The 13,292-nt window shown below is 53.8% G+C and carries 14 protein-coding genes; 9 read left to right on the forward strand and 5 right to left on the reverse strand.

Features of this window, described 5'->3' with window-relative positions; translation table 11 throughout:
- Positions 1–438: 438 nt before the first annotated feature.
- Complete coding sequence (locus Q0796_RS17570; protein WP_298445672.1) at positions 439–1,008, reverse strand: arylesterase; 570 nt, start codon at positions 1,006–1,008, stop codon at positions 439–441.
- A 28-nt stretch (positions 1,009–1,036) separates the two neighbouring features.
- Here Q0796_RS17570 and Q0796_RS17575 point away from each other — a divergent pair, with 28 nt between their 5' ends.
- Both Q0796_RS17575 and Q0796_RS17580 read left to right on the forward strand, forming a co-directional pair.
- Positions 1,037–1,726 carry an ABC transporter ATP-binding protein gene (locus Q0796_RS17575; protein WP_298445638.1) on the forward strand — a complete coding sequence of 230 codons (690 nt, stop codon included), beginning with the start codon at positions 1,037–1,039 and terminating at the stop codon, positions 1,724–1,726.
- The gene (locus tag Q0796_RS17580) at positions 1,723–4,200 is read left to right on the forward strand and encodes an FtsX-like permease family protein (RefSeq protein WP_298445641.1); all 2,478 of its coding nucleotides are present in this window, start codon (positions 1,723–1,725) and stop codon (positions 4,198–4,200) included. The genes Q0796_RS17575 and Q0796_RS17580 overlap by 4 nt, the downstream gene beginning before the upstream one ends.
- 78 nt (positions 4,201–4,278) lie before the next feature.
- Here the strand turns inward: Q0796_RS17580 and Q0796_RS17585 are convergent, their stop codons facing one another.
- Both Q0796_RS17585 and folX read right to left on the reverse strand, forming a co-directional pair.
- Entirely contained in the window at positions 4,279–5,172 is an 894-nt protein-coding gene (locus Q0796_RS17585) for a TIGR01777 family oxidoreductase (protein ID WP_298445643.1), read from the reverse strand.
- A 12-nt stretch (positions 5,173–5,184) separates the two neighbouring features.
- Positions 5,185–5,550 (reverse strand): dihydroneopterin triphosphate 2'-epimerase, encoded by a 366-nt coding sequence (folX, locus tag Q0796_RS17590; protein ID WP_298445646.1) that lies wholly within the window; start codon positions 5,548–5,550, stop codon positions 5,185–5,187.
- A 38-nt stretch (positions 5,551–5,588) separates the two neighbouring features.
- Here folX and Q0796_RS17595 point away from each other — a divergent pair, with 38 nt between their 5' ends.
- Both Q0796_RS17595 and Q0796_RS17600 read left to right on the forward strand, forming a co-directional pair.
- Positions 5,589–6,683, forward strand: a complete 1,095-nt coding sequence (locus Q0796_RS17595; protein WP_298445648.1) for an AI-2E family transporter — start codon at positions 5,589–5,591, stop codon at positions 6,681–6,683.
- Positions 6,683–7,588, forward strand: coding sequence for a class I SAM-dependent methyltransferase (locus Q0796_RS17600; protein ID WP_298445649.1), 906 nt, complete (start codon positions 6,683–6,685; stop codon positions 7,586–7,588). The genes Q0796_RS17595 and Q0796_RS17600 overlap by 1 nt, the downstream gene beginning before the upstream one ends.
- On the opposite strand, the gene Q0796_RS17605 is transcribed toward Q0796_RS17600, so the two are convergent.
- On the reverse strand, positions 7,580–7,801 hold the full coding sequence (locus Q0796_RS17605; RefSeq protein ID WP_298445651.1) for a hypothetical protein: 222 nt from the start codon (positions 7,799–7,801) through the stop codon (positions 7,580–7,582). The two genes, Q0796_RS17600 and Q0796_RS17605, sit on opposite strands and share 9 nt — an antisense overlap.
- Positions 7,802–8,304: 503 nt before the next feature.
- Between Q0796_RS17605 and ggt the strand changes: the two genes are divergently transcribed.
- Positions 8,305–10,032 (forward strand): gamma-glutamyltransferase, encoded by a 1,728-nt coding sequence (ggt, locus tag Q0796_RS17610; RefSeq protein ID WP_298445654.1) that lies wholly within the window; start codon positions 8,305–8,307, stop codon positions 10,030–10,032.
- A gap of 2 nt (positions 10,033–10,034) precedes the next feature.
- Here the strand turns inward: ggt and Q0796_RS17615 are convergent, their stop codons facing one another.
- On the reverse strand, positions 10,035–10,394 hold the full coding sequence (locus tag Q0796_RS17615; protein WP_298445657.1) for a hypothetical protein: 360 nt from the start codon (positions 10,392–10,394) through the stop codon (positions 10,035–10,037).
- A gap of 269 nt (positions 10,395–10,663) precedes the next feature.
- Here Q0796_RS17615 and Q0796_RS17620 point away from each other — a divergent pair, with 269 nt between their 5' ends.
- Genes Q0796_RS17620 through Q0796_RS17635 form a run of 4 tightly spaced genes read left to right on the forward strand, consistent with a single transcriptional unit; the run spans position 10,664 to position 12,859 of the window.
- Positions 10,664–11,350 (forward strand): DUF1538 domain-containing protein, encoded by a 687-nt coding sequence (locus Q0796_RS17620; RefSeq protein WP_298445660.1) that lies wholly within the window; start codon positions 10,664–10,666, stop codon positions 11,348–11,350.
- Entirely contained in the window at positions 11,341–12,123 is a 783-nt protein-coding gene (locus tag Q0796_RS17625; RefSeq protein ID WP_298445663.1) for a DUF1538 domain-containing protein, read from the forward strand. Before Q0796_RS17620 ends, Q0796_RS17625 begins: the two co-directional genes overlap by 10 nt.
- On the forward strand, positions 12,108–12,458 hold the full coding sequence (locus tag Q0796_RS17630) for a P-II family nitrogen regulator (protein WP_298445666.1): 351 nt from the start codon (positions 12,108–12,110) through the stop codon (positions 12,456–12,458). Before Q0796_RS17625 ends, Q0796_RS17630 begins: the two co-directional genes overlap by 16 nt.
- On the forward strand, positions 12,455–12,859 hold the full coding sequence (locus Q0796_RS17635) for a CBS domain-containing protein (RefSeq protein ID WP_298445669.1): 405 nt from the start codon (positions 12,455–12,457) through the stop codon (positions 12,857–12,859). The genes Q0796_RS17630 and Q0796_RS17635 overlap by 4 nt, the downstream gene beginning before the upstream one ends.
- Positions 12,860–13,292: the final 433 nt, after the last annotated feature.

Below are 13,292 nucleotides of genomic sequence, written 5' to 3' on the forward strand. Positions count from 1 at the left end.
TCCCCTTCGTCTAGAGGCCTAGGACACCGCCCTTTCACGGCGGTAACAGGGGTTCGAATCCCCTAGGGGACGCCACACATTCATAAGCATTGGTCGATACGGCCGTGCTTATTCAGCAAGGCTTATTACGTGTTGCTGACAAGAAAGCCACCTTCGGGTGGCTTTTTTCGTTTTTAGTATCTGAATAATGAGCGACATGGGCAACCGATCTCAGTCCAGTCCGGCGTGAATAAATACTGCAGCTTACACTCAGCCTGATTACGTCCGTATTTCACTGCTGATTGCACAGCTTACTGGGCCGACATAAAGTACTGAGCTAACGTAGCGCGGCCGCCATCAGCGGTGCATGGCGGCACCAGCACCAAGAAAAAGGCGATGTTGAGTACGGCTCAACATCGCCTTTTGCTATTTATTCTCGGTTAAGTAGTGGCCGCAGGTTCACTCTGTGGCCAGCAGCAGCCACTTCTCCATAAAATCAGCGATCAATGGCTGTGCTTGTTTATTGGGATGGATCCCATCGGCTTGCATCAGTTGTGGTTGCGGTGCAATCGGCTCCATAAAGAAGGGCACCAGAGTGAGTTGATGCTGTTCATTAAGAGTTTGAAACACTTGAGCGAATTGCTCGGTATAACGGCGGCCGTAATTCGGTGGTAGCATCACCTGAGACAGTAACACTTGGCTGCCGCTGGCTTGGCTGCGGCTGATTATTTTATCGAGGTTACGTTGGGTAATGGTTGGAGCAAAGCCGCGCAGGCCATCATTGCCACCCAATTCAATGAAGATCCATTGGGGTTGATGGTGATCCAGCAGCGAAGGCAAGCGCCGTAATGCGCCGCCAGAGGTTTCACCACTGACCGACGCATTGATGATGTTTAGGGAATCGTGCCGTTGTTGCAGGATCTCAACCCAGCCATCTTGTTCATCCATGCCATAACTGGCACTGAGACTGTCGCCCAAGATAAGAATTGAAACGGGTTTTGCCCAAGCGCCACCAACCGTAAACACCATTAGCAGCAGTAATAAGGATTTTCGCACTATGACCTCTTCGCAATCCGCCCCCGCCATTGTGGTACGGGATCTTAACCAAAAGGTTTCAACACTGGACGGCACTCTGTCAATCCTTGATGGCATTAATATGCAAATTGAACAGGGGCAGAGCGTGGCCATTATCGGTTCGTCGGGTGCAGGTAAATCCACGTTGTTGGCGTTACTGGCCGGTTTAGACAGTGCCAGCGAAGGGGAAATATTTTTGGCGGGCAAACCGCTGCATCAACTCGACGAAGAGCAACGAGCGGCGTTGCGTAGCGAAAGTGTCGGCTTTATTTTTCAATCGTTTATGTTGGTGGATAGCCTTACGGCATTGGAAAACGTGATGCTGCCAATCGAGCTAAGCGGTGGCAAAGATCCCTACCAACAAGCCAGTCAGCTATTGCAACGTGTTGGCTTAGAGCAACGCTTAGATCATTTTCCTAATCAGCTGAGCGGCGGTGAGCAGCAACGGGTGGCGATCGCCCGTGCGTTTGCCAGTAAACCCACCATATTGTTTGCCGATGAGCCTACGGGCAACTTGGATCACAGCAACAGCGCCAAGGTTGAAGAGTTGCTGTTCAGCCTCAACCGTGAGCTGGGCACCACTTTGGTTTTGGTGACCCACGATTTAGCTTTGGCTCAGCGCTGCCAGCGTCAGCTGCAGATGCAGGCGGGTCAGCTGCAGGAGGCACAATGAGTCATCGCACTTTGGCGTGGCGGCTGTTTCGACGTGAACTAATTCGTGGGCAACTACGGCTGATTGTGGCAGCGCTGGTGTTGGCGGTGTTGTCGGTAACCAGTTTGGCACTGGTCAGTGAACGCCTGCAACAGGGGCTTTTGAACGAAGCCAGTAAGTTTTTAGCAGCAGATCGCGTCCTGCGCAGCCCCAGCCGCATAGATGAGTCGATCCTAAGCAAAGCGACCGAGCTGGAGCTGCAAAGCGCGCAAGTTCTGGAGTTTCAGTCGATGCTGTTTGTCGGTGAACAGCTGCAACTGGTGTCGGTAAAGGCGGTGAGTGAAAGCTACCCCCTTAAAGGCCAAATCGAAGGCTTAACTGCGCTGCCCAGCGCGTTACCTGCGATAGGTGATGTCTGGTTTGATAGTCGTCTTAACCAGTTAACCCAAGCGGGGCAACAGGGGCAGGTGGCAGAACTGGGGGATGCGCGCTTTAACATTGGTGCCAGCTTCGCGCGCTTACCCGACGGCGGCTTTAACGTGTTTGCTTCGGCGCCAACGGTCTTGATGAATTTTGCCGATGTGGCTGAAACGGGGATCATCCAGCCGGGTAGCCGCTTAACCTGGCAGTATCAATTCAGTGGTGAGGAAGCGGCGCTGGCGCAATTTGCCCAGTGGTTACAGCCGCAGCTGAGCTCAAGCCAACGCTGGATCGACGTTAAAACCCAAGATACGCCACTGGCTCGGGCTTTGGGCCGGGCTGAACAATTTATGCTGTTAGCAACGTTGCTGGGGATCGCACTGGCGTGTACTGCGGTGGGGGTGGCTGCTCGTCGTTACTGCCAACGGCATTACGATGCGGTGGCGATGTTCAAAACATTAGGGGCCAGCCATCGCCAGATCCGTGAAATATTTGCACTGCATTTGGGGCTGACGACCGCCGTAGGGATCGCCATCGGCTTAGTGTTGGGTTATGGCTCGGCGCTGTTAATGATGCAGTTGCTGCCAGAGGCGCTGCAGTTGGGGCAATTTACCCCGAGTTTACGGCCGTTATTGCTGGGCATATTTACCGGCGTGATCGCCGCCATCGGCTTTACCCTGTACCCAATGTTGCGATTGTTGTCGGTGCCACCGATGCGGGTGTTGCGAAAAGACATTGGCCCGATTGGGTTAGCGGGTTGGTTAAACGGCTTAGCGTCGATCTTAGCGTTAGCGGCGTTGGCTTGGATCTACAGCGGCAGCTTTACCCTGACTTGGGTGCTGCTGGTGGCCATCGGTGTATTGGCGTTGGTGCTGGGGCTAATTGGCTTCGCCATGTTGGCGTGGGGGCGGCAGCTGGGGGTTCGTACCGGATCCTCGTTGCAACTGGCGTTGGCTGGATTGCGCCGTCGTGCGAGCGAAAATATCATTCAATTGGTGGGCTTTAGCGTGGCATTGATGCTGCTGCTAACGGTATTGGCACTGCGCCAAGATCTGCTGCAAGACTGGCAGCAGCAATTGCCAGAGGGCACACCAGATCACTTCTTAATTAACATTGCCGATGATCAGCAGCAACAGATGCGCCAGTTTTTGGCCGAGCGACAGGTTGATGCGACCGATCTCTATCCGGTGATCCGTGGTCGCTTAAGCGCCATCAATGGCGACGGCGTACGCCAAGCGGTTACCAAGGAAGAGGGCGAGGAGCAAGCTCCCGAAGGGATCGGCCGAGAGTTGAACCTTACCTTCCGCACTGAACTGCCGCCGAATAATCCCATCGTGGCTGGACAATGGTTTACGGCGGATGCGGAAGATGAAGTGTCACTGGAAAGCCGCGTTGCCGAGCGCTTGCAAGTGGGCTTAGGGGATCAGCTGAGTTTTGTTATTGATGGCCAAACGTTCAGCGTTACCGTAACCAGTTTGCGCCAAGTGAATTGGGAAACCATGCAGCCCAATTTTTTCATGATCTTTCCACCTAAGCTGCTCGCGCAGTTTGTGCCCACTTACATTGCCAGCTTCCACCACCCACAGCAGCAACCGCAGTTGGTGGGCGAGCTGGTTCGGCAGTTCCCTACGGTGTCGGTGATCGATGTAGGGGCGATGATCGATCAACTGCGGCAAGTGGTGGATCAGGTGTCGTTGGCGCTTGCGTGGGTGATTGCGGTGGTTGCGGCGGCTTCGGCGCTGTTGTTGCTGGCGCAAACGGAAGCAGGAATGGCAGCGCGGCAACAAGAATTGGCCATCATGCGTACGCTTGGTGCCAGTGGTCGCTTACTTCGCGGTGCGGTAACTTGGGAGTTTGTTCTGCTGGGGGCGGTAGCGGGTGTGCTGGCCACAGCGGTGGCTGAACTGCTGCTGTGGTTGATCAAAACCCAGCTGTTTGAATTGGTGGTAACGCCCCATTGGCAGTGGTGGTGGGCGATCCCACTGACCGGTGCCCTGTTTATCGGCAGCTTAGGTCGCTTTGCTTGTCGGCGCTTGCTGGCCAATAACTGTAAGGCGCTATTAGCGGCGCATTAACGGAACGGGATACAAAAAGAGAGAGCCAAGGCTCTCTCTTTTTGTGGCTAACATTCACCGGCGAAGCCCGGCGCCGATTCAGTCGTGGGCAAACAACTGTTGAAAACACGCATCGATGCTGGGGTAGGCAAAGCTAAAACCGCTGTCGAGTAACGCCTTGGGTTGCACCGCTTGGCCGGTTAACAGCAGGGTGCTCATTTCACCAAACATCAGCTTAATGGCCGTGGCGGGCACGGGGATCACTGCGGGTCGGTGCAGTGCCTTGCCCAGAGCCTGTACGAACACTTTGTTGCTGACGGGGTTCGGGGCGGTGGCATTAAATACGCCGCAGGCATCGTTGTGGTTCAGTAGATGCAGCAAGGCCGCAACCATGTCGTCACGGTGAATCCAGCTCATCATCTGCTGGCCATTACCGATGGGGCCACCGCCGCCGAGCTTAAACGGGGGCAACATCCGCGCCAGTGCACCGCCATCGGGATGCATGACCAGACCAATACGGAGGATCGCCAAGCGGGTGTGGCTGGCGACTTGGTTGGCTAGGCTTTCCCAGCGTTGACACACAGAGGCGGCAAAATCGTTGCCACTGGGGGCGGATTCATCCACCGGTGCCGCATTCCTTGGGCCGTAGTAGCCAATGGCCGACGCGTTCAGCCAGATCTTGGGGCGCTCATCGGCGGCAAAGAAGAGGTGGGTTAGCTGCTCGGTCAGATCCCAGCGGCTGTGGCAGATCTGCAGTTTGCGTTGCCGATCCCAGCGGTTGGCGGCAATCGGCTCGCCCGCCAGGTTGATCACCGCATCAAATTCGGCTAAGGAGTTTAAGCCATCTAAGCTGCCGAGATAACGGTGTTGGCTTCCCAGTTGGTGCTCGGCACGGTTGGGATTGCGGCTTAGCACCGTGAGGCGATGCTCGGTTAAATGGGGCACCAAGGCTTTGCCGATAAAGCCGGTGGCACCGGTGATCAAAATACGCATGGCAGCTCCTTGCTAGCTTTTTTGCCAGCTTAACTGCATTGAGACGGAATCCGCAAAGCGCAGTGCATGGGGTTTGTCGATTTCGACGGTGGCGGTTTCCACCCAAGGGTGATCACAGCACAGCGCTAAGACATCGGCGCTGAGTTTTTCCAGCAAACTAAAACGCTGGTGCTCTACGTGGGCAATGATGCTTTTGCAGATGGTGCGGTAGTTTAATGCGTCGTCGATGTTTTCACTGCTGCGGGCCTTGTCGGCGCAGTAACTGATGGTGGCGTTAATGATCACATCTTGTTTATTGCGGATCTCATCGTCGTTGATGCCGATGAAGGTACGTAGGCGTAAATTTTTAATACGGATAACGGCTTCATTTTTCTGCATAATATCAATCAATTCCCTTTTGGCTTGGACATAAACTAATGGCAATAAACCGATTTGATCAAGGTTCGGTGGCGTGGCGTTCAGTTATCTTTATGGCGTGCATGGTGATCATCCTGGCAGCAATTAAATCAGCCAGCGACATTATGGTGCCGTTTTTACTGGCGATGTTCTTATCGATAATTTGCAACCCATTGGTGCAACTATTGATGAAGGCACGTTTGCCGCGGGCACTGGCGATCTTCACGGTAATGGCCATTGTGATCCTGCTGGGGGTTTGGCTTGGCTCCTTAGTTGGGGCTTCGATCACCGATTTTCGCGGCCAATTGCCCACCTACCGTGAGCAACTGACCGAGCAACTGCAACCGCTGGTGCAGTACCTCGCGCAGTTCAACATCAACCTGTCTACCGAGCAGGTAAAAGAGCAATTTGATCCCGGCCGGATCATGGGCTTAGCCACTGATATTCTTTCAAGTTTAGGTGGTTTGATGGCAAACACCTTGCTGATCGTTTTGGCGGTGGTGTTTATGTTGTTTGAAGCGTCTGGGATCAGCCGTAAATTACACTTTGCGTTAGACGATCCGCAGATGCGATTGCAGCAGATCGATCGCTTCCTCGACTCGGTAAACCGTTATCTGGCCATCAAAACCTTAGTCAGCCTGTTTACCGGCATTGTGGTTGGGGTGGGGCTGTTCATTATTGGCGTCGATTACTTCCTGTTGTGGGGGCTGGTGGCGTTTCTGTTTAACTACATCCCCAACATTGGCTCCATTATTGCGGCGGTACCGGCGGTGGCGTTGGCGTTTTTGCAGTTTGGGGTTGGCGGTGCTGCGGCAACGGCGGCGGTGTATGTGGGCTCCAATATGGTGATGGGCAATGTGGTTGAACCCAGAATGATGGGCCGCACTTTAGGGCTGTCGACCTTGGTGGTGTTCCTGTCGTTGATCTTCTGGGGCTGGTTGCTGGGATCGGTTGGCATGTTGCTGTCGGTGCCATTAACGATGATCGTTAAAATTGCGCTGGAATCCTCTGATGATGGCCGTTGGCTTGCGGTATTATTAGAGGGTGAGCCACAAATTGTGTCTCAGCCGATGCAAGGGCAATCGTTCGCCCCCACCGATAAGGATCCAAACTAATGCAATTGCTGCCCCATCTGCCAACGTCGTTACCGGCAGAGGAGTGCGCGCGCCTATTCCATGGTCGCGGCCACTGTTTTCCTGGCCTCGAGGGGATCACCCTCGACTGGTTGCCCCCTTCGCTGCTGCTAACCCAATTTAGTGCGGTGAACCCAGAGCAAAAGCAGGGCCTAATCGCCCAAGTAACCCAGTGGTGGCAACAACATAGCCAGCAGCCACTGAGTCTTGTATGGCAAAACCGCAGCGTTAGCCCAGCCCAGACTGAATCCATTGGCGTCGCGCCACCGGCAACGCACTGGGCGCAAGAATCGGGTCTGTGGTTTGAACTGAATTTGATGCGAGGCCAAAATCACGGCCTGTTTTTAGACATGCTGAATGGTCGCCGTTGGGTGCAGCAACAGTCGCAAGGGAAAAAAGTCCTGAACCTGTTTGCCTATACCTGCGGCTTTTCGGTGTACGCCTGCGCCGGCGGCGCCAGTGAAGTGGTTAACTTAGACATGAGTAAACCGGCACTGGCTCAAGGTAAGCGGAACCACAGCCGTAATGGGTTTGATAAGGGCGTGCGCTACCTTGGCCACGATCTGTTTAAAACCTTTGGCAAGCTGAAGAAATTGGGTCCCTTTGATTTAGTGGTGGTGGATCCACCAAGCTTTCAGCAAGGCAGCTTTATCGCCACCAAAGATTACCCCCGCTTGTTGCGCCGCCTGCCTGAGATGCTTAATGACGGCGGCGAAGCGTTGCTGTGTTTGAACGCGCCAGAGCTAAGCCGAGCCCACTTAATGGGGCAGGTAAGCGAATGCGCGCCGCAGTTGCAGTTTATCGAGCAGATCGCCAACCCTGCTAGCTTCCCTGAAGTGGATATTGATAAGGGACTGAAAGTAATGCGTTACCGTTTGTTAGCGTAGCCACTGTTCTGCGGTGGGGCTGAGCCCGTGCCGCTCTATCACCCGAGCGATGCCACGAAAATCATCCGCGGCCAGTTCACTGCTGGCGCGGATCACCGTATCTTGAGCATCAACCGGCATGCCCATGCCTTCCAGTGTTAGCCGCAGCTTAAGCGGCTCCTCTTGTTGCAACGCCATCATCAACGCGGCTTCAAATTCTACGATGTTGTTCATGCGGCACCTCTTGATTAAGTGTTAAGCACAGCAAAAATGCAGCGTGTTGATGGAATGATTTTGTCTGTCAGGCTGTTTTTTATTCGCTTTAGGCATAAAAGTTGTTGTTCAATTACAAAAAAAATCGATTGGCCTGTCAGAAAAACAATAACTTGCATAATAGAGATTGAAAATAAACAACAATTATCAATAAAAACAATAAGATAGTGGCGTTGGTGCTGGGTGGCAATTATACTGCAGCGGTGGATTGGCCACAGATTGTCCAATAGAGGTGACCAAATGGAAGCGAACGAATATCAGGATGCGTATTACCAAGTTCAAGATGAAGTAGCGGAAGAGCTGCCGATTGAACTGGACGAAGATGCCTATTTGGATTGAGACCTCCTCGTCATCCAACAACAGCGGCCTTAGACCTATTGTCTAAGGCCGCTGTTTTGTTTTGGGCTTGCGCCTCTGGCCGTCATTTAACACACTAACCCTTCTAAATTTTATGGGATAGATAAATGCGGATTGGATTCAAGGCGTTGGCGCTGTGCTGTGGTTTTACCGCAATGTCCGCTGTCGCGACCGAAGAGGCGGAACCTGAGGCAGCCACCGGCTTTGCCCTGCAAAAGATGGCCAGTGGCACAAACACCATGGCGGCCACGGCCAATCCGTACGCGACTAAGGCGGCAGCTAAGATCCTGGCTCGAGGTGGCAGCGCCGTGGATGCCGCCATCGCTGCGCAAATGATGCTGACCCTAACCGAGCCGCAATCCAGCGGCATCGGCGGTGGTTTCTTTATGGTTTATTGGGACGCCAGCAAACAGCAATTGGTGAGCCTTGATGGCCGCGAAACCGCGCCAATGGCGGCGCAGCCGGATCTGTTTATGCGTGGCGACAAGCCGATGCGTTTTGCTGATGCCGTTGTTGGTGGCCACTCTGTTGGTGTGCCCGGCGTCGTCGCGGGCATGTACGCTGCCCATCAGCGTTATGGCAAATTGCCGTGGTCAACCCTGTTTGACGATGCCATTGCGTTGGCCCAACAGGGCTTTATCGTTTCCCCTCGACTGGCGGCCTTACTGGATAGGGAATTTAACCCCGGCCTGAATCGTGATGGGGCGGCGGCGGATTACTTCGCCCCAGAAGATGAGTGGCTGCAGGCGGGCGATCGCCGTGATAATCCCGAGCTCGCGGCGACCTTAACCGCCATTGCTGAGCAGGGCCCCGTGGCCTTTTATCAGGGTAAACTGGCAAAGCAAATTGTTGCGGCGGTGCAACAAGATCCAGATCACCCCGGTTTACTCACCGAAGCCGACTTAGCGGCTTACCAACCCAAGTGGCGTGAACCACTGTGCCAGCCTTACCGCGGCAAGCAAGTGTGTGGCATGGGGCCGCCAAGTTCCGGCGCCGTGGCGGTTGGGCAAATTCTGTCGCTGCTGGAACCCTTTGCCATCGATAAGATGGCGGTTAACGGCGATAAGTTTATCCATCACTATGCACAAGCATCGCGCATCGCTTACGCCGATCGCGCTCACTACTTGGCTGATCCGGATTTTGTTGAGGTGCCACTGGCGCAGCTGCTCAACCAGGATTACTTAGCCAAGCGCAGCGCCGAGATCCCCGTCGCCAAGGATGCGGGTAAGGTCAGTCACGGTGAATTTAACTTAGGCCATGGCGCTGACGCCACCGCGGCCTTACCGTCCACCAGCCATATGGTGATGGCCGATAAAGAGGGTAACCTGCTGAGCTTAACCGCCTCAATTGAGATGGGCTTTGGCTCTACCGTGATGGTGGGGGGCTTTTTGCTGAATAACGAACTGACCGACTTTTCCCGTCATCCGGGCAAGGGCAAGCAGTTGGCGGCGAACCGCGTTGAAGGGGGCAAGCGCCCGCGTTCGTCGATGGCGCCGACCATCGTATTAGATGATAACGGCCAACCGTTATTGGCGCTCGGCTCTCCAGGTGGCAGCCGCATCATCAACTACGTCAGCCAAGTCACCCTGTCGTTGTTGGATTGGCAATTGCCACTGAACCAAGCGGTGGCACTGCCACGGGTTAGCCATCGTAACGATTACTTGCTGCTGGAACAGGGCACGGAGTTAGAGCAGCGCAAAGCGGCGTTTGAATTGCGCGGTTACAAAGTGAAGGTGGCGCCGCTCAATAGCGGCGTACAGGTGATTAAGCGTACCGACAACGGCTGGCAAGGCGCGGCGGATCCGCGCCGCGAAGGGATCGCGATAGGCGGCTAGCTTTAACCGTTGGTGGTGAATGGATCGTCGTACAGTTTGATGATGATCCATTCATTGTTGCGGTTCACCAGTTTAACGCGGCGGTCTTCGCGAATTAACCGCTCGCCTTGGTAGCCTTCAAGCTGGATCAACACATTGATGGCGGCATTTTTACGCCGGAAAAAGTCGGCGTCGACGTCGGCAATGCCAATGCGAACATTACTCAGTGGTAGGCCAAACACATTGCGCTGGATCTGGCTGGCAACACGGTAGTGTTGCAACACATCGCCGATCTCTTCAGAAACCAGTGTTCTGGCGAGATCTGGGGCATTATTGATGTAGATGGCTTCGAAAAACGTTAAGGCCACTTGCTCTGGCGCCACAACCTCTTCATTTTCAAAACATCCAGTTAAAAAACTTAACGAAAACAATGCTATAAATGCTAAGCGTTTCACGATATTACTTCCTGTTTTAGCCTGCATTCAGTATGCAGTGCTGTTGCCACAGTGCAAGCGGAAGATTGTTGATCAAGATCAGCAAAAGGTGAATCAGTGATGTGTTTTAATGGCTGTACCAATTTAGATGACGTGGCAGGGAAGTGTTGAAGTCGTTAAAAATTATCCAAACCTTTAAGGACAGTTGCCGCGATTTGATGCCCATCGTGCTCGTGGTGGCGTTTTTCCAATTTGTGGTTCTTGGTCAGCCGTTACCCGGTGTTGGCAATATTTTGCTGGGAATGGTGTTTGTGGTGCTGGGGTTAACCCTGTTCATTTTTGGGTTAGAACTGGCGTTGTTTCCTATCGGCGAAGCCCTCGCCAAAGCCTTTGCTCGAAAAGGTTCGTTATTCTGGCTGCTGAGCTTCGCCTTCTTGCTGGGGTTTGGCACCACCGTGGCTGAGCCCGCCTTGATTGCGGTGGCGGCAGAAGCCGCAGAAGTGGCCGCCGGAGCCGGTGCCATTGCTGCAACCGAGTTAGCCCAACAAGCTTACGCTGACGATCTGCGCATGGTGGTGGCCTTTTCGGTTGGTTGCGCCATCTTGCTGGGGGTACTGCGGATCCTGTTTGGCTGGTCGTTGGCCAACATCATTATTGCCGGCTACTTGATTGTGATGGCATTAACCATGTTTGCGCCGCCGGAGATCATCGGCATCGCCTACGACAGTGGCGGGGTGACCACCTCAACCATTACGGTGCCACTGGTGACCGCACTTGGGGTTGGTTTAGCATCCAGTATTGCAGGCCGCAATCCGATGTTGGATGGCTTTGGCTTAATCGCGTTTGCCTCGTTGATGCCGATCATCTTTGTGCTGCTGTTTGGGATTATCACAACATGGAACTGATCACCGAGCTGTTTTTCACCCTGCTGGCGACCGGAGCCGACGTTGTGCCCATTATTGCGGTGTTGTTTGGCTTTCAATATCTAGTTTTGCGCCAACGGCTGCCTGAACTTGGGCAAAAACTGCTGGGGTTGGGTTGCGTTATTGTTGGCTTAACGCTGTTTTTGGTCGGGCTAGAAAAAGCGCTGTTTCCATTAGGCGAGATGATGGCCAGCCAGCTGACGGCGCCGGAGTTTCTGGGGATCACCGATAACGCCCAGTGGTGGCATTATTATTGGGTGTATCTGTTTGCCTTTGCCATTGGTTTTGCCACCACCATTGCCGAGCCATCACTGATTGCGGTCGCCATTAAGGCGGCAGAAGTGAGCGCCGGCGGCATCAAACCTTGGGGGCTGCGGATTGCGGTTGCCATTGGGGTTGCGTGTGGGATCTCCTTAGGTGCTTATCGCATCGTGGTGGGCGATCCGCTGCACTGGTACATCTTATCGGGTTATTTTGTGGTGGTGGTGCAAACCCAATTTGCGCCGAAAATGATCATCCCCTTGGCGTACGACAGCGGTGGCGTAACAACCTCTACCGTAACGGTGCCACTGGTGGCAGCATTGGGCTTAGGCTTAGCCACGGTGATCCCAGGCCGTAGCCCACTGCTTGATGGGTTTGGCTTAATCGCTTTCGCCAGTTTATTTCCAATCATTACTGTAATGGGCTACGCCCAGTTATCGGCGTGGCAGACACGTCGTCAAGAGTCTCGAGGTGAGCAATGCGCTTCAAACTGATTATTGCCTTTGTTGATGACCGGCAATCCCAAGACCTGGTTCACGCCGCACGCGATGCGGGTGCCACTGGGGTAACCTTGATTAACCACGCCCAAGGCGAAGGCCTTAAGCCGAAGAAAACCTTTTTGGGGTTAACCCTAGAAGCGCAGCGCGATGTGCTGTTGTTTGTAGTGGAAGAACACATGGCGCGAGAAGTGTTAGAAACCCTTGCTGAAGTGGGCGAATTTGATAGCAGCCCTGGCAGCGGCATTGCCCTGCAGATCGACGTGGAAGACGCGGTGGGCGTGGCACACCAAATTCAATCAATCAGCAGCAAAGTGGAACAGGAATTATGAGCAAACAACGTGTGGCCGTACGCCAAGTGATGACGCAAAACTGGATAGCGGTGGATGGCTTAAACACCATCGCCGAAGGGTTAGCGCAGATCCAGAGCCAGCATGTTGATGCGTTGATCATCAATAAGCGTGACGATAATGACGAACACGGGCTGGTGCTGCTGTCGGATATTGGTAAGCAGGTATTGGCAAAGGGGCGGGCGCCGGATCGGGTTAATCTATATGAAATCATGGCTAAGCCGGTGATTTCTGTAGCACCAAATATGGACATCCGTTACTGCACCCGCTTGTTTGAACGCTTTGGCTTGAGCATTGCCCCAGTTGTGGATGACGGCGATGTGGTTGGGGTTGTGAGTTACCGTGAGCTGGTGTTAAAAGGGTTGAGCAACGAGACAGCCTAAGCCCAGTGGACAACTTAGGTTATCCACAGAATCTGTGGAAAAGGCTGTTGAAAGTCCGGTAATCGGGTCTTAACTGCCTGAAAAAATGGCGATTATTAACCGCTGTTAAAAACAGCAGTGACAGCCAATTCCTGATCAAGTTGTCACATAAACCCGACAAGGCCGAGCGTAAAGCTCGGCTTTTTTTATGATATGCCGCCAATTCTGCTGAGGGTGATGGTCGGCCGAGGCTGTGGATAGAATGGTACGCGCTTAGATTGGCGCCGAGGCCAATGGGGCTAACTGCTGTTGCTGCATTTAGCAGCAATGTTGGTGGCTACGTGGGGTGGTGCTTGCGGGCATTCAGGCAAAAAAAAGGGCTGTGTCTTAATTAGCTGTTGCATCCCATCCAACAACTTCTTTAAGGCACTGCCTTTGGTCCAATTGGTACCGA

Origin of the sequence: uncultured Ferrimonas sp. (assembly GCF_947489035.1) — a bacterium.
In the GTDB taxonomy this organism is placed as follows: domain Bacteria; phylum Pseudomonadota; class Gammaproteobacteria; order Enterobacterales; family Shewanellaceae; genus Ferrimonas.